This is a genomic window from Phycisphaerae bacterium, from assembly GCA_012729815.1.
In the GTDB taxonomy this organism is placed as follows: Bacteria; Planctomycetota; Phycisphaerae; order JAAYCJ01; family JAAYCJ01; genus JAAYCJ01.
Genome location: JAAYCJ010000034.1, coordinates 1 through 20,312, shown reverse-complemented (window position 1 = coordinate 20,312; position 20,312 = coordinate 1). Strand labels below are relative to the sequence as shown.

At 65.2% G+C, this 20,312-nt stretch carries 11 protein-coding genes; 1 reads left to right on the top strand and 10 read right to left on the bottom strand.

Translation table 11 applies throughout. The features are described 5' to 3' along the window. The 9 genes from GXY33_02685 to GXY33_02645 all read right to left on the bottom strand — a co-directional run. On the bottom strand, positions 1–1,589 hold a 1,589-nt coding region (locus GXY33_02685), incomplete at its 3' end, for an SLC13 family permease (protein NLX04031.1). Between the two features lie 6 nt (positions 1,590–1,595). Continuing rightward, complete coding sequence (locus tag GXY33_02680) at positions 1,596–6,020, bottom strand: tetratricopeptide repeat protein (protein ID NLX04030.1); 4,425 nt, start codon at positions 6,018–6,020, stop codon at positions 1,596–1,598. A 225-nt stretch (positions 6,021–6,245) separates the two neighbouring features. Continuing rightward, complete coding sequence (locus GXY33_02675; GenBank protein NLX04029.1) at positions 6,246–7,073, bottom strand: hypothetical protein; 828 nt, start codon at positions 7,071–7,073, stop codon at positions 6,246–6,248. An 81-nt stretch (positions 7,074–7,154) separates the two neighbouring features. Continuing rightward, positions 7,155–7,724 (bottom strand): hypothetical protein, encoded by a 570-nt coding sequence (locus GXY33_02670; protein NLX04028.1) that lies wholly within the window; start codon positions 7,722–7,724, stop codon positions 7,155–7,157. 168 nt (positions 7,725–7,892) lie between these two features. Further along, on the bottom strand, positions 7,893–8,618 hold the full coding sequence (locus GXY33_02665) for a hypothetical protein (GenBank protein ID NLX04027.1): 726 nt from the start codon (positions 8,616–8,618) through the stop codon (positions 7,893–7,895). 218 nt (positions 8,619–8,836) lie between these two features. Beyond that, entirely contained in the window at positions 8,837–9,769 is a 933-nt protein-coding gene (locus GXY33_02660) for an exosortase/archaeosortase family protein (GenBank protein NLX04026.1), read from the bottom strand. Continuing rightward, positions 9,762–10,484 carry an EpsI family protein gene (gene epsI, locus GXY33_02655; GenBank protein NLX04025.1) on the bottom strand — a complete coding sequence of 241 codons (723 nt, stop codon included), beginning with the start codon at positions 10,482–10,484 and terminating at the stop codon, positions 9,762–9,764. The genes GXY33_02660 and epsI overlap by 8 nt, the downstream gene beginning before the upstream one ends. Before the next feature lie 37 nt (positions 10,485–10,521). Then, the gene (locus tag GXY33_02650) at positions 10,522–12,540 is read right to left on the bottom strand and encodes a heparinase (GenBank protein NLX04024.1); all 2,019 of its coding nucleotides are present in this window, start codon (positions 12,538–12,540) and stop codon (positions 10,522–10,524) included. Beyond that, positions 12,528–13,454, bottom strand: coding sequence for a polysaccharide deacetylase family protein (locus GXY33_02645; protein NLX04023.1), 927 nt, complete (start codon positions 13,452–13,454; stop codon positions 12,528–12,530). Before GXY33_02645 ends, GXY33_02650 begins: the two co-directional genes overlap by 13 nt. Positions 13,455–14,860: 1,406 nt before the next feature. Here GXY33_02645 and GXY33_02640 point away from each other — a divergent pair. After that, positions 14,861–19,624 carry a hypothetical protein gene (locus GXY33_02640; GenBank protein NLX04022.1) on the top strand — a complete coding sequence of 1,588 codons (4,764 nt, stop codon included), beginning with the start codon at positions 14,861–14,863 and terminating at the stop codon, positions 19,622–19,624. A 100-nt stretch (positions 19,625–19,724) separates the two neighbouring features. Here GXY33_02640 and GXY33_02635 read toward each other — a convergent pair. Further along, a partial coding sequence (locus GXY33_02635; GenBank protein NLX04021.1) for a class I SAM-dependent methyltransferase occupies positions 19,725–20,312 on the bottom strand: 588 nt, incomplete at its 5' end.

The window sequence follows — 20,312 nt, the reverse complement described above, 5'->3', positions numbered from 1 at the left end:
GCCATCGCGAACGGGAAGACCAGCACCGCTGCGGCGTTGTTGGTGATCATCTCGGTAAATACCACGGTCAGCAGGTAGACTCCGGCCAAGGCAAAGGCCGGACCCAAACCGCCCGCCCATCCGAAGAAGCCATGCGCCAGCGTCTCGGCCAGACCCGAGTTCTCGATCGCCTTGCCCAGGCCGAACGCGGCGGCGATGGTCAGCAGGACCTGCCAGTCGATGCTGTGCCGGGCGTCGGAGGCTGAGATCGAGCGTGTGGCCACCATCAGTCCAGCGGCCAGGAACGCGGCCAGGACGATCGGCACGGCGCCGGCGGCCATCAACACCACCAGCAGCACCAGCACACCGACCGAAATCGCCATCCGGTCCTCCCGCACCGGCCGGGCCGACTGGATGCTGCTGACCAGGTAGAAATCGGGATTGTTGCGATGGGCCTCCTCGAAGTGCGGACCGGTGGTCAGCAGCAGCGTGTCGCCGCGGCGCAGCACGATATCGCCGATCCGTCCGCTGAGGCGGCCGCCGCCGCGATGCACGGCGATGACCGCTGCGTTATACATCGCCCGGAAGTTCGCGTCGCGGATGTTCTTGCCGATCAGGGGCGAGGTGCCCGAGATCACCGCCTCGGTCAGCCGGCGGTCGTGGCGGCGCGACCCGACGAAATCGCGAGTCTCCGGATCGGCCGGGGCCATGCCCGCGATCCGCTCCAGGTCCACGATCGTATTGACCACGCCGGTGAACGTCAGTTCGTCCTCCGCCTGCAGGACCTCGTCGGGCCCGACCGGCGTGATGATCCGTTCGTCGCGGACGATCTCGACGAGGAACAGGCCGGAGAGGTGGCGAAGGCCGGCCTGCTGAACGGTTTGGCCGATCAGGCGGCAGTTCGGCTGAACGCGCATGTTGACCAGGTACTCGCGCGGACTTTCGCCGAACTGCTCGAGCAGATTCTTGCGATCGGGCAGCAACCGCCGCCCCACCAGCAGCAGGTAGATCACGCCGACCAGGGCCATCGGCACGCCGACCCACGCCGGCTCAAAGAGCGAGATCGGAGCCAGTCCCGCCGGAGCCTCCACACCATCCAGCCGCCGCCACTCCGAGAGGATCAGACCGTTGACCACCAGGTTTGTGCTCGTGCCGATCAGCGTGCACACGCCGCCCAGGATCGCCAGGTACGAGACGGGGATCAGCAGCCGCGACGGCGAGACCCGAAACTTGCGACACCAATCAGCCACCACCGGCATCAGCATCGCCACCACCGGTGTATTGTTCAGGAACGCCGACGAACCGACCACAAACGGCGTCATCCGCAGCAGCGCCCCGCGTTCGCCCCGGGCCGAACCGAGCATCCGCGTTCCCATCACATCGAGAGCCCCCGTTTCCCGCAGTCCGGCCGCCACCACGAACAGGGCCCCCACCGTCAGCACCCCTTCATTGGCGAATCCCGCGAACAGTTCGGCCGGCGTGACGACGCCCGCCAGCGCGGTCAGCACCGCCCCACCCAACAGGATGACGTCCGGCGGGCCCAGGCCCTTGGCCAGGGATACGAACACCAACACCACCACCGCCAGGGTGTACCAGCCCTGCCACTCCATACCGATCTAGCCCGCCTGACCCGCGTCGGCCTCGCCGGCCCGCAGAAGCTCATCGGCCTCGGAACGCTCCTTGGGGCTGAATATCTTGTGTTCCCGATCGATCCGCAGCGCCTCTTCCAGATGGCTGTGCGCCTCCTGCGTCTGGCCGAGCTGCGAGCAGACCCGGGCCAACTGAAGCAATGAACGAGCCCGTCGGGCCGGGTCCTGGCTCAATTCCACGCACATCGCGAAATCCGCTTTGGCGTCATTCAGCCGGTCGGGCATGGCGGCCAGGATCGCTCCGCGGGTATCCCGCAGATGCAGGTTGCGCGGCGCCAGGCGCAGCCCTCGATCCGCCAGTTGCAGGCCTTCCTCCAGCCGACCATCCTCAACTCCAACGATCCAGGCCAGGTCGTTGAGGGCCTGGATGTTGTCCGGACTGGCATCGAGCACCTGTTGGTACAAGGTCTCGGCCCGCTCCGTCTGTCCGGCGTGATAGGCCATCAGGGCCAGCCCCAGCCGGGCTTCGACCATCTGAGGAGCTTGCTGCGTGACGTATTCATAGAGGTCCATCGCACGTTGGGCGCGGTCCGGCGACCCGGTCGCTCCGAGGGCCGAGGCGGCCGCGTACACCACCAACGGATCGGCCTCGGCCCGCCCGCGATAGGCCTCGATCATGGTGTCAAGATCGTCATACTTCTTCTGCGCAGCCAGCAGGAGGACCCGCTCCCTGACCACGGTCGGCGAATTCGGTTCGACCCGCTCGGCCTGCTCGATCCGCTGGGCCGCCTCGTCGAACTGGCCGCCGACACGGTACAGCTCGGCCAAGGCCAGGAGCATGCCGGCGTCCTCGCGGGCCGGCCGGGTCGTCAAGTGAGTCTCCAGTTGACGGATGGCCGCCTCGCGTTCGCCGCCCGCCGTCAGCACCAGCGCTGAGGCCAACCGCAGGCGGTCGCTGTCGGGACGCGCCTCCAGGGCCCGTTCGAGGGCCTGCCTGGCCTCGTCGATCGCCGCCCGGTCCTGAGTCGATACGGCGAGACTGGCCAGGGCGTGGCACGCCTCCGGGTCGGTTGGGGCCGACCGCACCGCCATCTTCGCCAGTTCCAAAGCTGAAGTCGGATCGCCCAGCGAATGCTCGGCATGCGCGCGGGCCAGAAGCAGTTGCGGCTGGTCCGGCTGCGTGGCCAGGGCGCGGATCGCCAGGTCGCGGGCGGCTGCATGGTCGCCGTTCTGGAACGCCAGTTCGATCAGCCGCAGGTGAGCATCCGTCAACATCGGATTCAGTTGCACCGCCCGCTCCAGAAGCGGCCGGACCTGTTCGCGATCCGCGCCGCCTTCGGCCTTGGACATCATCGCAACCCGCAGAAGCAGCAGGTCCGCGTCATCACCCATCCGCTTCTCCAGATCCTCCAGCAGCGCCATGGCCTGTAGGCGATCACCTTCCTTGTCGCGGGAAGCCAGCGCCCGGATCAGGCGCCGAGCCAACGAGGCGTTTTCTACGTGCTTCTCCAACCCCTGCCGCCAGGTCTCGATGGCTTGATCCATCCGACCGGTCTCAGCGTAGAACCGGCCGAGCAACTCGTAGCCCTGGCCGTTGGCGTCCATGTCGGCCAGCTTCACGAAGTCCTTCTCCGCCAGATCGGTCTGGCCGAGGTCCTGATGGAATGCCCCGCGCAGGGCGTGGGCCCGCCGATCGCCTCGCTGCGCCACCGCCGCATCGAGCACGGCGCTGGCCTCGTCCAGCCGACCCGCCGACTGGAGGATCGCGACTCGCGCAGCCAACAGGCCCGACGCACCGGGATGCAGGGCCTGGGCCTGGTCGAGCAGCATCAGGGCTTCGTCGGCGTGACCGCCCTGGCGGCCAAGCACCTGGGCCAGCAGCACGCGGGATTCGACGTCGTTCGGATCGTCCGCAATCCGCAGCCTCAACTCGCCGATCGCCTCGTCCAGTTGTCCGGCGCCGATGGCCATGCGAACGCGACGGTCGCTGCGCGAATGCGGGTCGACCTGCAGTCCATCCAGCACTTCCCGGGCGTCGGCGTAACGGTCCTGATGGTCCAGCAGCGCCACCAACCGGTCCGCCACCTCAACGCTCCCGGGGTTGGCCGAGAGGCTGCGGCGATACAGTTGCTCGGCCCGGGCCAGTTCGCCAAGCTGCTCGTGCATCCGTCCCAACAGCAGGACGGGGGCGGACCACTGCAGATCGGACTCGACGCAACGGCTGAGCATCTCGCCGATCTCCTTGTGGCGGCTGCGCCAGTCGTCGCCGTCCAGCCAGAGGGAGGCCTGATGGAGCCGCCAGAGCAGCCCGCTGGCGCCCTGGGTACTGCGAATCTCATCCACCAGCGTCTGGGCGAATGCCCGATCCTGGCGGATCTCCGGCAGCCGCAGCAGCAGCGAACGGGCGTCCACGTCGTAGACGTCGGCGGCCGCTGCGTCCTTGAGCATCGCCACGCCGGACTGACGGTCGCCCGAGGTGATCTCGAGCAGAGCCAGCTTCAGCCGCAGATCGCGCTGGGCCCGCGGCTCGCCAACCGTGTCGAGTCCCGCGCGAAGGGTGGCGATGGCCTCGGCCGAACGGCCCAGGCCGCTCTGAATCTCGGCCAGCGTCAGGTACGGCGCAACCGCGCCCGCGTGCGTTCGATACGCCTCCCGACAGACCGCGATGGCATCGTCAAGCCGTCCCTGCCGGCCATAGACGCGGGCCAGTTGCATTCGGGCGGTCAGCGCGTCGTCGCCATCCTCGGCGGCCATGGACTTCAACTCGCCCTCGGCCTCATCGAGACGCCCTCTCGCCACCGCCAGCATCGCCTGAAGCACCCGCGCGTCCGCCGACTCGGGGTGCGCCGCGCGCAGGGCGGTCAACTCCGCGGCCAGTTGCGAAAAGGCCTGTTCCCGCCCGTCCTCAGGGCCGGCGGCCGCCGCGTGCATCGCCGCTTCGATCCGCATCAACGTTCCCGCCGGATCGCTCGGATCGAGACGTTCGATCCTCGAGGCGACCTCCACGGCTGAGGCCCAGTCCCGCTGTGAGTTGTGGTGGGCCAGCAGATCGAGCAGCGCCGCCGTGTCGCCCGGGCGATACTCCAGGTACTGCGCGAGCGCCTGTGCGGCGCGTCGGGCCTGCCCCGTCTGACTGTAGCATTCGGCCAGCACCTTCCAGTACAGGGGCCGATTCGGGTTGCGCACGACCACCGGCCCCAGCAGCTCGATCGCCCGGTACGGACGCCCCTCGGCCAGAGCGACAATCGCCTCGAGGTAGATGGTCTCTTCGCTGGCGACGGCGGTCGGCTCCATCCGCCCGAGCAGTTCCAGGTACTCGTCGAGAGCGGTCCGGGCGTCGGCGATCCGACGGCCGGACAGGTAGATTTTTACCGCGGAAGGCAGCACCCGGATCCGATGCCGCTCCTGCTCCAGTCGGTCCAGCGTCTGGTCGGCCAGGGCCGCGGCGGATGCCGTCGCGTCGTTCCCCGCGAACGCCAGTTCCGACTTCTGGACGAACAGGGCCACCAGCCAGTCATTGTAGTCCAGGAAGTAGGGCATGACCGTCTCGCGAGGAAGGCCGTCGATCGCCGCGATCTGGGCGGCGGCGCGATCCGCGTCGCCAAGCTCCATCCACTCCGCAGCGATAGCCAGCCGCACTCGCGGATCGGCCGGGGTCAGCGAGTCGGCGTGTTCCAGATCCCGCCGGGCCAATTCAACCAACTCGGCCCGGGATTTGCCGCTGAAAGCCGGAGCCGTTCGATAGAAACGGCTGCGGGCCACGTAGCTTTCGGCATGGTTCGGATCGTAGGCCACCGCTCGGTCGAGCCACTTGAACGCCTCCTCGACCACGTTTTCGCCCTTTTGCTGCAGGGCGATCCCGCTGAGCAACCGGCACGCGTCGGCGTATTCCGGACACTTCTGTTGACGCTGTTCGATATCCTCGACCAAGCCCAGCAGGTACTCGCTCGCCTGATCGTTGTCCCGCCGCGTGATCAGCGACTTGGCCAGCCAGACTTTGGCCGTCGGGTCGTCAGGAAAATGGTCGAGGCAGAGCCTGGTGATGTAGCCCAGTTCGTCGAAGTTGCGCATGCCCGCGTAGAGACGGGCCAGTTCGTGGTAGGCCTCGCGGTGCTTCGGGTCGTAGCGCAGCAACTGGCGGTAGGCCCCGACCGCCCATCGAATGTTCCTCTCCTCGATCGGCTCAATCGACAGCTCAGCCTTGGCGTACTGCTCCAGAACGGGCAGGTCGTCGGGCCGTCGCGAGAGGTACTCGCGAAGTTGTTTGCGCGCCTCCGGCCAGTCCCCCCGCTGGCAGGCATCCTGCCCGGCGGCCAGGGCCCGCGAGGCCAGGATGTTCCGGCGCACCTGGCGAGCCGCCACCGCAGCCACGCCGAGCCCGACCACCACCAACAACAGGATTACCAGCAGCCGGACGTTCACTCTGGCCCGTGCGATCATCTGCCGTTTCATCGCGTGACACCTCCCAAAATCCCGCGGACAACCCCGCCACTCCACCCGGTCGGGGGCATTATACTATATCTACGCCGCAAAAGCGTCAACGTTTGCCGGCAGGCGAGATCGGGAACGCAACAGATTCAGGAACGCCACGCGCACCGAGCGCAAAGAAATCGCCTTTCCCGGCCAAGCGGCAGGGAAAGGCGATTGTCATTCAACCAACGATCCAGGTTCTCGCTGCTACGCCAGACGGCGTTTGATCCGTCCGACCAGCCAGAGGCCCAAGGCGCCCAGGAGCACCGCACCGGGGGCGGGGATCGGGGTACTGGTCAGCAGCTTGTCCTTGCTGATGATGAAGGTGTCACCGTAGTGACCGAGGACGAAGTCCCACTGGAACGCCCAGGTGGCGTCGCCGGTCAGCGGGCCGTCGTTGTTGTCCAGGTCCGAGGCCACGTCATCCTCGAGCTTGACCAGCGTGCTCGGCCAGGTGTTGACCTCGTACCGGCTCGGATTCGGAGTGACCACCGTCTCGCTGAACATGGTCAGGGCGTCGCGCTGCTCGACCTTGTTGGTGTTGGCCAGTTCCACCGTATCGTCACTGATTGTGCTGTTGAGGTCCAGGTCGGTGTACTGGAAGAAGTGCAGGTCCAGCGCGTCCTGGCACCGGCTGGTGATCTTGATCGTCTCGGCCATATCCGAGGTGAAGCTGCCGATCTCGCCGCCGGTCAGCATGTAGGTGACCTCGACCGTGTAGAGATCGTAGTCATATTTGAGATAGAGGGTGTCATTCTGGCCGCTGGCGTCGCGGTCGGTTGCGTTCGCTGCGACCGGCCCGCCGGAGTGGTCCAGACGATACTCGCGGTCCTGTCCCATCCGCATCCAGAACCACTGCTGCGACAGGTGATTGACTCCCTCAACGTCCCACTCGTACATTCCCGAGCCAGTCGAGTTGTCCAGGACGACCGTGGTATTCAGGTCTTCCAGGATGAACGTATCAGCCATGGCCATCGGGCCAAGAACCACAGCCGCCAGAGCGGCTACGCCAAGCATCACTTTCATATTCCTCATGCCAATTCTCCTGTGAATATAAATCAACCCGTGCTAATAAGGCAACAAAGAAACACTTCCTGCGATGCGGACCGCAGGTGGTTAGCACGTCTGAGGCGGGCCACGACACTCGGTCGCCGCCGGACAGGCCTGGGCTTGACGCCAGACCAGCACCGGCTGCCGCTGAAGGAGAGGACCAGAGGGGATGACCTCGACGATGGCCTCAAAGAGGCAAACCGCAAGATCATTAATATTACTGAGTTTTTCCAGGTCGATGGCGAAGGAGTAGCCGATCTGGCGTGGTCCGCCGGAATGGTACCAGGAAGCGAAATGGCCGAACTGGAATTTCTTGGCCGACCGGCCAGCTTGGAGGGCTCCGAGGCTGCCAAGGCCCAGAAGCATCAGAGCGGCGCTGCCTGGGGTGTCCGGAAGCGACTGGACCTGTTGGGTGTCCTGTTCCGGCGAAAGCCCGGATCCGCCGGGCAGGGCCATGCTGGAGCCGAACTCCGAATCGAGCCACACAATCGGGCCGATCTCGACGGATGGGCTCACGGAACTGGCTGAGAACTCACCAGCCGCGGTTGGCGTCCAGGGCGTAGCAGCCACGTCGGCCTGGACGGCCGGAGCCGCCAGAACCAACGCACCCAACGCCATAGCCGTCCACACCTTCATCTGGTCACCTAACCACTGCCCGAACAAACGCTGCAACCCCTGCGCGTCTGGAGACCAGTATAAGCGAAACCCAACGTTTCTGTCAAACCAAAACCGTCGTCGACTTCTTTCGGCCGGAGAGGGACCAAAGGATCCATCTCCGGCCATAACCTTATGTTTATCGGACCGTTACGTCATACGACGTTTGAACCATCCGACGAAGCCGAACCCAACCAAGCCCAGCACCACGGCCCCGGGGGCCGGCACTGGCGTCGAGCCGCCGATAAAGTGGCTCCCCGCGCTGGGTGCGTTGGGGTCCACCAGGTTTTCTTCGGAGTTAAACCCGGCAACGTGGGCGGCGAAGAAGACGTTGCCTTCGCCGGCGGTGCCGGTCGAGTCGGCGGCAAAGTTCATGGCCACGGCTTGAGCCGGATCGGGCAGCGTGATCGTGAAGATCAACGGATTCTGCCGCGAGTTGCCGGTGCCGTCCTCTGTCACCATGAAACGCCCAAAGCCGTCCATATTCCCGCCGTTGTCGTCCTGCGACCAACCGGTCGGCAAATCGACCGTCCAGGTCGACGGATCGGACGTCACAGCGCTGGTGTAGTTGAAACCGAAGGAGTCGATCCCGTAGTTGTTGATCGGCCCATAGATCGGCATTACGAAGGCGTCCACGGTGAAATCGACGGTTCCGGCGATGGAATCGGCTTCGATGTCCACGCGGCCGTAATTGATTCCGTCGGCAAAGGTGTTCGACTGATCCATGAACCAGGCCCCGGTGGTGATGTCGGCCTGAACGAAGGCCGGCATCAGCACAAAGGCCAGCAGACCCAACCCGGCGGCTAGAACTGTTCTGTGTGTCTTCATATCCAATCCCCCTGATTTACTTGCCCGAACGTCCGAGAATCCCAGCATCTCGAATCCGTTTGGGCCTGTTACCGAATATGGTTCCACTAAAAGCGAAATCCACCCCGAGGATCCGCCCACGTTGCCTTTTGACTTCTCCTCAAAGCTCTCTGCTAGTTCCAGCATACCACCGATTCAGAGAGAAAGTCAAGAGGAATAAGCCGCACGAAGGCTTGATGCACGTCATGAACCGCGGCGCCCGTAACGGCTACGAGGAGAGAAGGGCTCTACGATTCGACCCTGTCGGGCACAGTTCCGGAGGCGGCCCGTTGGTCCTCGATCACGAGCCGATCCAGCAGGATCAGCAATCCGACGAGCATCAGGACCGCCATGGGCATCATGGTCAGCCCGGCGAAATCGTGGAAGAACTTCTCCGCGACCTCGCTGCTGGTCAAGAGGTACAGCTCGGCGGTGATGACGAGCCGGATGATGTTGCAGGCGATGGCGATGGGCACGCTGGAGACCACCAGGACGGCTTTCTGCCACGGCGGACGGTTCACGAAATAGGCCAGGACGGCGGCGACCACGACGAAGGCGGTGAGCATGCGTAGGCCGCTGCACGCCTCAGCGACGGCCAGTTCGGTGCTGCCGTTGAGAGTGATGATGTTGCCGTCGCGGGCGACGCTCATGCCGAACAGTTCGAGCAGGAAGACGGCTCCCGCGGTGGCGTAGCTTTGAAGGGGTCCGCTGATGAGGTTGTGAATTTTCCCGGGCAGCGGGACCATCAGGAAGAGGAACAGAAGTATCCAGCGGGCACGCCAGAAGGCTTGTCGCCCGGCGACGAGCAGGACGAGCCCGGCCAGCGAGAGGACCAGGGAATATCGCTCAGCGGATTCAAAAAGGAAGAGCAACCCATAGGCCCGGGCGAGCTGGGCCACGAGGATCAGGGCGATGCCGCCGACCCACGCGGGACGGATCGTGACGGCTTGAAACTTGCGGCGATCGTGCCAGAGCAGCCACAGGGCGGCGAAGGGGACCAGCAGCCCCACGGAGTAGTTCTGATCGACCTGCCATTCGCGAATGAGCGGGCGGAGGGCCGGCCAGTAGCTCCACATCAGCGCGATCAACAGGACCGCTCCGACGGCAAGGGCGAAAGGCGTGAAGATCGCGCCAGGGGCGGGTTCCTCGATCCGTCGTCTCCTTCTGGCCGGTTTAGTCATGGTCCGCCTCCGAAACAGGGGCGGTGGTCGTGGCGTCGGGCAGCAGACCGGCGATGTGGGGGTCGACGGCGACGGCAAAATCACGGATCGCGTCCAGAGCGGCCTGCGACGAGCGGGAGGAGGCGGAGGAGGCGGTGATCTGGACCTGGGCGACGTACCGGACGCCGCCGGCGCCGCGCCACGCCATGGACCGCAGCAGCGAGACGTCCGGGCTGTACCGGCCGTCCACGATGTAGTAGTTCAAGACGGTAATCTGCTGGTTGCTCAGACCCGGCCGGAAGAATCGGTGAATTCGAACCTGGCGGGTCGTATCGTCGGGCAGTTTCAGGTCGACGGTCTCGGTGTCGTCAACGGTCCATCCGGCTCCGGGATAGCAGACCTCGGGGCGGTGCGGCATCAGGTCGCGGGCGCGGACGCCGTAGGCAATGAAGAGGGCGACGGCTTGGCCGTCGGACCTGACGTACTCGCGGTTGACCAGATCGTCGGCGTCGGTGGTGCGAACGATAGCTGGGTCCAGAGGCACCTCGGCCCCCTGCCAGGGCCCGATCTGCAGCGGCAGGCGCCTTTCGAGTGTGCCGCGTGGAATGGCCAGGCCGGCGCTGGGCCGGGCCAGACGGCCCGCAGCCAGACGGTAGGCGGCACCGGCGCCAACCACCAAAGCAAACGCGACGGCGGCGGCGACGATGACCGATGATCGCTTGGCGTTTTTCTCCATGACCGGGCCCCTTGTATCCAGTCACCCATACTACCGATTATCGGCTTGCGTGTCCACCGGTATGGAGTTCGCAGAGGAACTCGGTCGGCCCGGAGAATCCGGCGCGGGCGAAAAGCGAGGTGGAGGGCGTCTTGCGGTGATAGCCGCGGCTGACCCATCCGCCGACCGGCTGATCGGGAGCGTGGATGAGCGTGGGAACGAGCCTCGGGTCCAGAATGAGCGTGGCGGACACCTGATCGAGCTCGATGGCGAACCGGTTGCCGTCGAGCGCAGCGACCTGGACCTCCTCGGCGAAGTGGAAGCATATCTCGACTCGGTGGCTTTCGCGGGCTGTGAACCCGTCGCGGATCATAAGTCTGCCTTCGGGACCATTGAGGTCAAGCGTGCGGCGGTGGATCACCGGATCGGTCAGGCGGGCGTAGCCGTCGTGCTCCGCGACGATCCGGCCGCCGCGGTCGTTGGCGTCCCATTCGAGGCATTTCGATTGGGCGCGGCGGCCCCAGAGGAACAGGCCCAGCAACTCGGACTGATCGCAGCCGTCAACGGCGGCGGTGTTGTGGGCGCGGGTGCCACGGAAGTAATTGCGCCACTCGGGAAAGGTGAAGTAGTCGTAGGTGCCCGGATCGACCAGCAGATCGCGGCCGTCGAGCCGCAGGACGAAGCTCAGGGCGTCGGCGTGGGCGTGGGCGGCGATGGAGTGATAGCCGTGCTCGCCGCAATCGAACACGACGCTGACGCGGTGATCGCCGCCGGCGTGCTGAAGCAGATACGTGCCGCTGTCGGCAAAGGCCCGCGGGCGCAGGATCGGCTGGTTCGACCGGCGCAAATTCTCGTAATTGGCGCGGCTTTGCGGACCGGCCAGCCAGAACGCTGTTTCGGGGAATTCGTCCGCAACGGCGGCGAAATCCGCACGGTCGAACAGCAAAGCACCGACGGCGAGCCACTGGCGCGGGTCCCGCGGATGGCTGCTCAAATCCAGGACATAACCGTCGTCGGCGTCGCCGAACATCGGCAGATGCCGACCGCCGGCAAGCAGTTCGGCGATGAACTCGAAGATGCGTTCCAGCCGCTGGTCGTAGCCGTCGGGCAGCGTGCGGCCGGTGCGAAGGGCCACGTGGCGGACGGCCAGAAGAAACTGCAGGACGAAGATGTGGTAGCTGGCGGCCTGTTCGCGGGTGCCGCCGTCGGCGTAGGTCTGGCCGAGCATCTCGCGGTAGACGATCCGCAAGGCGCGGTCGGCCCAGGCTGAGGCGTTGCGAATCCGATCGAAGTACGAGGCAGCGACGAAGACACCAGCGGCTTCGCCGATGATGTGGTTGTTGGCTGAGGAGCCTCGGGAGTACTTGCGGGCGATCTCCCAGAGGTGGCGGTGGACGCTGTCGAACAGGCGATGGCGGAACTCGCCGCGGACCAGTTCCGCCTCGCGGATCAGGTCGAGGGCCCAGACCCAGTTGATCAGCCGCAGGCCCAGCTCGAGCGGGCTTCGCCAGTTCATCCCAAGTCCGTAGGGACACGCGCGGAGCCAACCGTCGATCTGATCGACGACGGCCTGGGCATAGCGCAGCTCGCCGGTGGCGCGATAGGCCCGGCCGAGAACCACCATTTGGTGATGGCGGTTGGGCTCCCAGACGAACTTGCAGTCGCCGGTCTCGCGCACGTCGCGGTAGTCGATGGAGGGCGCGAATACCAGCGGTGAAGGCTGGCCCCGTTTGTGGTCACGGTTCCAGTCGATCGGGTCGCCAAGGTGGCGGTCGGTCTGATCGAAGTAGCTTAGCCGATGTTCGACGATGCGGTCAGCCGTGGCGACAAGGGCGTCTCGCCAGGCGTCTTCGTATCCTACGGCGCTCGCTTCGCCGACGGCCACGCCGCAGACGCGGCACGGCGGATCGATCGCACCGTCGCCGTTACGCAGGATTCGTTCCAGCGGCTCAAGACCCTGACGCCGCGACAGCAAAAGGCGGTCGGCGCGGACGACGGCGGCGCCGTGGATGCGCCACGCGATCTCGCCGAGCGACATCGCGCGAAGGCGGCGGACGTACCAGTTCAACGATTGCATGACGCCTCCGATTCGCCGGGCGGTTCCGCCAGCACCTCGCGGACATATCGGCTGACCGTCATGAATCGCACGTCAGCGAAGGAATGCATAAAGCGGAAAAGCTCGGCGTTCATGGCGAAACGTCGTTCGTGGTTTTTCTCGTAGAAGCGGCTTCGGATGGACAACCCGTGCGTCTTGATCTTCCGGAGCCACGAAAGCTCCTTGGCCGGGCGCGGCTCGGTGAACGGAGCGAACTCGAACGGATGGATCAGGTAGACGATGGGTTTGCCGGTCCGACGGGACTCGCAGAGCAGCGTCCGGAAAAGCATCTTCATGAAACCCGTTCCCGCGACGTAGAGCAGGCTGGAGATGAATGGCGCGACGGCGGCGGAGACCGGAATCACCCACAGGCGGCGACCGCCGCGCCGGAACGGATTGTCACGGCGCGGATGGTACGGCAGTCGCGGCGCGGCGATCCAGCCGGGATTGATAAGATTGGAGCTCACCAGATCCACCCGCTGAGAGCAGACCGAGCCGTCGCACAGGTAGCCCAATTCCTCGAGAATCGCCTGCGTCGCGGCGGAGGTCTTGACCCGCGGACCGCGAAACGAGCGGATCGGACGTTCGGCGGTTTGGCGGAGGATGGCGGTGGCCTCGGTCAGGTAACTCCGCTGCATCGACTCGGGCATGGAGGAGTATTCCTCCTCGTCGCCATGGGTCAAGCCGTGGCAGCCGATCTCGTGGCCGTTGGCCACGAGCATGCGAATCTCGTCGGCCAGGACCGGAGCGATGCGGGCGTGGACGAAAAACGTGCCGGCGATCCGCAGATCGCTCAGCAGCGACGCGGCCCGGACGAGGGCGGCTTTTTTGTTTTCGACGGTCACCTCGGGGGTCGGATCGACGTCCCAGGTGATCAGCACCGGAACACTCTGCATCAAGTTCTTCATCCCTGCGAACTTGGCCGTCGGGCGGGTCGGGAACGGCATCGGCGAAGCGTTCCCCCACCCGATGCCGCCACAATAGCGAAGCCGCAGGCCTCTGTCAACGACACGCAGCAAGCGTTCCAGCAGGAGGCTGCCGCCGCTTGGGCACGACCTGACGGCGAAAAAAAACACCCCCTTGACATTGTTGGTCCGATAACCGTATATTCGTCGCTTGGCGGCTCCCACATGAGGGCGTTAGCCGCGACTGCGGTTGACGCCTGGCCGAGCCGGCCGATGACGCGCGACACGAATGACGTTTTGACTTGCCATGATCGCCGCCCAAGCGGATATCGCGTCACTGACCGACCCAATGCCTGCGACATATCCACGATCGCCGTCGCAGGCGCCATGGCTGTATCGACGGTAGTTGTGAGTGGTTGTATTACCGGTGTCGCCGGTTGGGCAGCCCCACGGTTCTTGCCCATCGGCAATGTCGCGACGCGCAGCTTCGCGCGACGTCGGCGCATCGGTTTCACTATATTATGAATTGGCGATCCCGGATGGGCGTAGATCTGCGCCAGATCGGATCAAGCTCATTGATAACTCCACACGGACGTCCGGATATCAGACAGATGGCGTTGGCGGACAACGCATTCGGTGCGGAGCGAGACCATCAGCGGAAAAGACAGGGGCAGGGAAAAAAATCCGCAATGCTTGATCTGCGGGATATAATGTTGTGGACACGATGTGCAGAATATCGGACACGCCAAGATCACCTGTTCTTGGCCCCAACCTGATATAGTCCTTCATATTCCGATGACCCACAAGCACATGCATTTATGATCCTCTGTGATCCTCCGAAGTCCGCCGAGCGGCGGCCGTTTGCCGCTCCCCCTGCGGGTAAACTTCGCTACATTCTTAGACCGATAATGTAGAACGCTGTTGAACAATTGTGCAAAGGAGAGGAACGCGCCATGGATGGAAGAGGTCCCCCCGCCGAATCTGTGTTGAGTTGGACTGACGATTCATCAATTTGTTCCCGGTGCTCGAAAGCGGCCTCGGCAGACCGCAGCAGACTCCAACCCAAGAGCACCGCAACCCAACTTTGACTATTTCCCCCAGATATTCCATAGTTACATCGAGCGGCAATAGCAGAAAGACAGCAGCAGCGTTACGTTGCGCTTAATCTGTCTAATAACTGGAATTACTGTCCGATTGGAGGACAATTCATGTTTCTAGGTCTCCCTGGCGGCAGACGTGATGGTAGCGATGGCGGCACGTCCGCTTCACCCCTGAGACAGACCTCCCTGATTCTGTTCGGTTTCGTGACGACGGTAGGCGTATTGATGGCGGGGGGATGCGTTGAGACGGTACCCCCGGTACCCGATCTTCGAGGCATTTCGATCGCGGGGCCGCAGATGGTCCCCGAAGGCGGCATCGGCAACTTCGCGGCGACGGCCATGTTCGTCGACGGCAGCACACAGGACGTGACCGCGACCGCGGTCTGGTCAATCACCCTGGGCCCCGGCACCATCGACGCGAGCGGTGTCTATACCGCCCCGGCCACGGTCAGCGGCGAGACTCCGGTTCGCGTGCAGGCCAGCTATGCCGGGATGGGGGTGACCGAGTCGGCCAGCATGGACTTCAACGTCGTAACCACGATGGGCGAGGCCAAGAATCTCGAGATCGCGGGACCGGACACGGTGGCCGAAGGCGGCACCGCGAGCTTCATCTCGACGGCCAGCACGGACGAGGGACTTTCGCGCGACGTGACCGGCAATACGCGCTGGGAGATACTCAGCGGTCCGGGCGAGATCTCGCCTTCGGGCTTGTACCGCGCGCCGAGTACGGTGTCGGCGGACACGCCGGTGACAATTGGGGCGACCTACAGCGAAGGCGATCAGGCGTACACGGCCAAGGCCCTGTCGCTGGAGTCGCAGAAGTCCCTGACCATCGTTCGCGGACAGAAGGCCCGGCCGACGGGACTGGCGGTCACCGGAACGACGGTGCTTGGCGAGGGCGCCACGGAGTCGTACCAGGCGACGGTCACTTACGAGGGCGGCGGCAGCGCCGACGTAACGCTGAACGTGGTCTGGTCGATCAGCAGCGGACCGGGCACGATTACCACGGCGGGCGCATACACCGCGCCGGAAGTCTCCGGCGAGACCCCGGTGACCATTCGGGCCAGCTACCAGGAGCGCAATGCCACGGTGGATGCTTCGCTGGACCTGATCGTGATGGATGATGCGGCCCCGGCTCCGGCGTCGCTGACGATCACAGGCCCGGAGGCGGTGAAGGCGGGCGGAAGCTCGGCCTACCGGGTGACCGCGACGTTCACGGACGGCGCGACGGCGGACGTCACCGAAAAGGCGTCATGGACCGTCGCGAGCGGACCGGGCGCGGTCGACGAGGGTGGAGTGTACACAGCCCCGGCGGCGCTGGACGGCGCGACGGCTGCGATGCTCCAGGTCAGCTACGCCCAGAACGGCGTGAGCCTCACCGCTGAGAAGAGCATCACCCTGACCAACGGAACGGCCGGGCTGGACCACGTGATGATCGGCGGCGCCACGACGGTGAATGAGGCCGGCGAGGCCCGCTACATCGCGACGGCCCACTACGCCGACGGAACGACGGCGGACGTGACGGGCCAGGCGGTCTGGACTCTGGTGGCCGGTCCCGGATCGATGGGCGCCGACGGGCGGTACACGGCTCCGGATGTGGTCACGGCGGACACGGCCGTGACGATCCAGGCCGGTTACAGCGAAGGCGGGATCGGGAAGCAAGGCACCCTGAGGATCACGGTGGCCAACACCATTCGGATCCTGGAAGGCCTGACGCTGGACGGTCCGGTGGAGATCGACGAAGGCGGAACCGGCGAGTTTTCGCTGAAGGCGACCTACGACGACGGCGGCACGTCGGACGTGGCGAGCAAGGCGAACTGGTCGGTGGTGGAAGGTTCAGGCGCCTTCATCCGTCCGGGCGTCTATTCGGCTCTGGCGTCGTTGACCGCGGACCAGGCGGTCAAGGTCCAGGCCGCGTACGCCGAGAACAACGTTACCAAGCAGGCGGCCAAGAGCTTTGCGGTCAGGAACACCCGCAAGGAACTGGTTGCCGTGCAGATCGCCGGTCCGGACACGGTCGCGGCGGGCGCCAGCGCCAACTATCAGGCGGTGGCGACCTACGACGACCAGACGACGACGGACGTGACGGGCGCGGCGGAATGGTCGGTGACCTCCGGTCCGGGCCAGATCAGCGCCGGCGTCTATCAGACGCCGACGGACGTGGCGTCGGACGTTTCGGTGATAATCGCGGCCGAGTACGTCGAGGACGCCGCCAGCGTGCAAGGCGACAAGAAGGTCGCCGTGAAGGCGGCCAGCGCGCTGCTGTCGGAGGACTTTGAGAGCTACGCGGACGGCGCGAGCCCGACCAACTGGCTCGACACCGACGTCCAGAGCAGCCTGACCCGCAGCGACGGCATCTTTGCGGTGCACGACGTGGGCGGGACTATGGCGTTTGGAACGCCCGGCGTGTTCAGCGACGCCCATGCCCACTACGTGGCGGGCGGAAGCGAATCGTGGTCGAACTACGAGGTGACCGGGCGAATGATGACCACCACCACGGACGGCAGCCTCGGCGTGACCTTCTATTCGGACTATCCGAACTCGGACACGTACTATCGGCTGCGCCGGTTCGCCGGAACCAGCTTCCACGTCTCGCCGCATCCGAACGGGGACCAGATGAGCGGCGGCGTCACCGACACGCAGGTGACCCCGCAGCCGAACGTCTGGTACCGCTACCGCGTCCAGGTGATTTCGCTGGCCAACCAGACGGTGGTCAAGGCCAAGGTCTGGGCCGACGGGGAGAATGAGCCGACGGCGTGGCAGGCGGACTGCTACGACTCGCGCTCGGCCCGTCGGACCGCCGGCAAGGTCGGGCTCTGGTGCGGCCTGCACGAAGGCAAGTACTGGGACGACTTCCAGGTGCGAAGCCTGGGCGACGCGGGTGAGAACAACCCGCCGACGGCCAACGCCGGACCGGATCAGACGGTCAGCGACAGCGGCGGAAACGGCTCCGAGCAGGTGACGCTCGACGGCTCGGGCTCGAACGATCCGGACGGCGACATCGTCAGCTACGTGTGGCGCGAAGGGACCAACCAGATCGCCACCGGCCCGAATCCGACGGTGACCCTGACGAACGGCGCGCACACGATCACCCTGACCGTGACCGACGACGGGGGTCTGACCGCCAGCGATTCGGTGAGCGTTACGGTCAGTGCGACGACCAACCAGCTTCCGACGGCCAACGCGGGTCCGGACCGGACGGTTACGGACACCGACGACAACGGCAGCCAGCAGGTGACGCTGGACGGTTCGGGTTCCAGCGACTCGGACGGCAGCATCGCCGGCTACGTGTGGCGCAAAGGGACCACCCAGATCGCCACCGGCGCGCGGCCCTCGGTGACGCTGTCGGTCGGCACGCACACGATCACCCTCGAGGTGACCGACGACCGCGGCGGCAAGGACCTCGATACGGTGGTGATCACCGTGGTTCCGCCGCAGTCGGCGGGGTCGTGGACGCCTCCGATCGGCATCCCGGCTCCGAGCTTCGGGATCGAGCAGTCGCACACGATGTACGCCAACGCGACGTTCGACTTCGGAAGCGGCCCTCAGCCGTACCGCAATGCCGGCAACGGCCCGTACACGCACTACGTGGACTGCACCCACTCGGCTGCGACCGACACCAGCAACCCGTACGGCAGCCCGACCAAACCGCGGCGGACCATTCCGCTGAACCTGGCGCCGGGAAGCGTGGTCGAGATCCACGGCGGCCCGTACACCTACACCAACTTCCTGGGCAGCCGCTTGGGGCTGACCGGACGCGGGACGGCGAGCAAGCCGATTTTCGTCCGCGGCTTCAGCGCGGCGAACCTGCCGGTGTTCACGGGCGAGACGGTGATCAAGGCCTCGTACCTGATCCTGGAGAACGTCAAGTTCGACGCGGTCGGCGGCCGGCTCGGCAATATGTCGATCCGGGCTCCGAGCGACCACGTCGCGGTCCGCCATTGCGAGAACACCAACTTCGCCCCGACCTCGTGGTGCGGCGTGTGGGCCACCGCGGTGGGAAGTGAAGCCACACCGTACGTGGACACCAACGACGACATCGTGTTCTACGACAATAAGATATACTACAACGGGAACTGGCGCGACGACCACGAGAACGGCATCCAGTCGATCATCATCCAGAGCGGCACGAATCGGGTGTGGGTGGTGGACAACGAGCTTCACCACAATGGCGAGGACGGCGTGCAGGTGTACCACGGCGGCGGCCGGGCGAACCCGGCAAGCCACGTGTACATCGGCCGCAACGTCATCCACCACAACGGCGAGAACGCGATCGACATCAAGCAGGCGAGCGACGTGATCATCAGCCAGAACGAGGTGTACGGGTTCTACCCGACCGACTACCCGGACTCCGGGTCGGACGGAGCGGCGATCGTGGTGCACTACGACCCGACGCACATCTGGATGCTCTACAACCACGTCTACGACTGCACGATCGGCATCCGCGTCAACGGGGCGATCGACGCCCACCTGATCGGGAACGTGATGCACGACATCCACCACTACGCCAATGACGCGTACGACCCGTACAGCGCCTGGTCGGCCGGCAGCGCGGTGATTTCGTGGGCCACTCCGCTGCTCGAGTTGGTCGGCAACACCATCTACAACTGCGACGCGGGACTCCTCTACCCCGGCGGCGGCCAGTTGAAGGTGCGCATGGCCAACAACATCATCGCCAACATCGCCGAGCCGGCGTACCACATCGGAATCGTGGTCAGCGACGTGGCGAACCTATCGGAGATGCATCACAACCTGATCTGGCAGTCCGGCTCCCTGGGCACGCGGATCCGCTGGGGCGGAACGACCTACTCGCTAGCCGCCTTCAAGGCCGCGTTCGCCAACCAGGGTGAAGGCTGCATCGAAGCCGATCCGAAGTTCGTCAACGCCGGCGCCGATGATTACCACCTGCAGTCGACCAGCCCGGCCGTGGACAAGGGTTGCACGGTGAACGTCTACACGACGTTCCGCAACCTCTACGGTTTGGACATCCAGGTGGACTGCGAGGGCCGGTCGCGTCCGGCGGGCGCCGCCTGCGATATGGGCGCCTACGAGTGCCGGTAAGCTCCGATCCCGGTCGGACGACCTGAAGCGACAACGGGCCCGGAGGGTTTTCCTCCGGGCCCGCTGCTTTTTACCGGAAGGCGCTGGAGCGGCAGAAACGCTATCGCTGTCGGACGGCCACGAGGCTTTTGGGAAGGCCCAGAAACCGCTCGGTGTAGCAGGTGGTGGCGTCGGGGAAGTGCCGTTTGAATCGCCGCCGGTCGTAGAGGCGGAAATCCGCCGTCCACTGCTTGACCCATAGTTTCTTCATGCGTTGCGATAGCCGGTATCGCGAAGACTGGCTGAGGTACTGGACGCCGGGACACCAGGAATGCGTTTCGACCGGGAAGTGACGGTACGGGGTCTGGACGAAATAGCCGGAGGCGATGCGGGCGATCTCGCGGGCGAAGCGGGCCTGGGTGGCTTCGCTGCGGTCGAGAAATTCGCGGTCGGACATCCCGGGCAGTTCGGAACGCGGCACGGTGACGTGCTCGATGACCGAATTGCACCAGACCGCATCGAAGGCGCGATCCTTGACGGGCACCGTTCCGTCGCCGGACAGCAGCATCCAGCCTTCAAAGCCGAAACGTTCCGCGCCCCGCCGCATCGGCCCTTCGTGGATGTCGGCGAGGGTGATCCGGTTGGGCCAGGGATAGAACGAGCCGAGGTAGCTGCCGTCCTCGGAGCCCAGGTCGAGAATCCGGTCGTC

Excerpts from the sequence above, each read along its gene's own strand:
- GXY33_02680 (NLX04030.1), bottom strand. The coding sequence starts at position 6,020 with ATGAAACGGCAGATGATCGCACGGGCCAGAGTGAACGTCCGGCTGCTG.
- GXY33_02675 (NLX04029.1), bottom strand. The coding sequence starts at position 7,073 with ATGAGGAATATGAAAGTGATGCTTGGCGTAGCCGCTCTGGCGGCTGTG.
- GXY33_02670 (NLX04028.1), bottom strand. The coding sequence starts at position 7,724 with ATGAAGGTGTGGACGGCTATGGCGTTGGGTGCGTTGGTTCTGGCGGCT.
- GXY33_02665 (NLX04027.1), bottom strand. The coding sequence starts at position 8,618 with ATGCTGGGATTCTCGGACGTTCGGGCAAGTAAATCAGGGGGATTGGAT.
- GXY33_02660 (NLX04026.1), bottom strand. The coding sequence starts at position 9,769 with ATGACTAAACCGGCCAGAAGGAGACGACGGATCGAGGAACCCGCCCCT.
- epsI (NLX04025.1), bottom strand. The coding sequence starts at position 10,484 with ATGGAGAAAAACGCCAAGCGATCATCGGTCATCGTCGCCGCCGCCGTC.
- GXY33_02650 (NLX04024.1), bottom strand. The coding sequence starts at position 12,540 with ATGCAATCGTTGAACTGGTACGTCCGCCGCCTTCGCGCGATGTCGCTC.
- GXY33_02645 (NLX04023.1), bottom strand. The coding sequence starts at position 13,454 with ATGCAGAGTGTTCCGGTGCTGATCACCTGGGACGTCGATCCGACCCCC.
- GXY33_02640 (NLX04022.1), top strand. The coding sequence starts at position 14,861 with ATGGTCCCCGAAGGCGGCATCGGCAACTTCGCGGCGACGGCCATGTTC.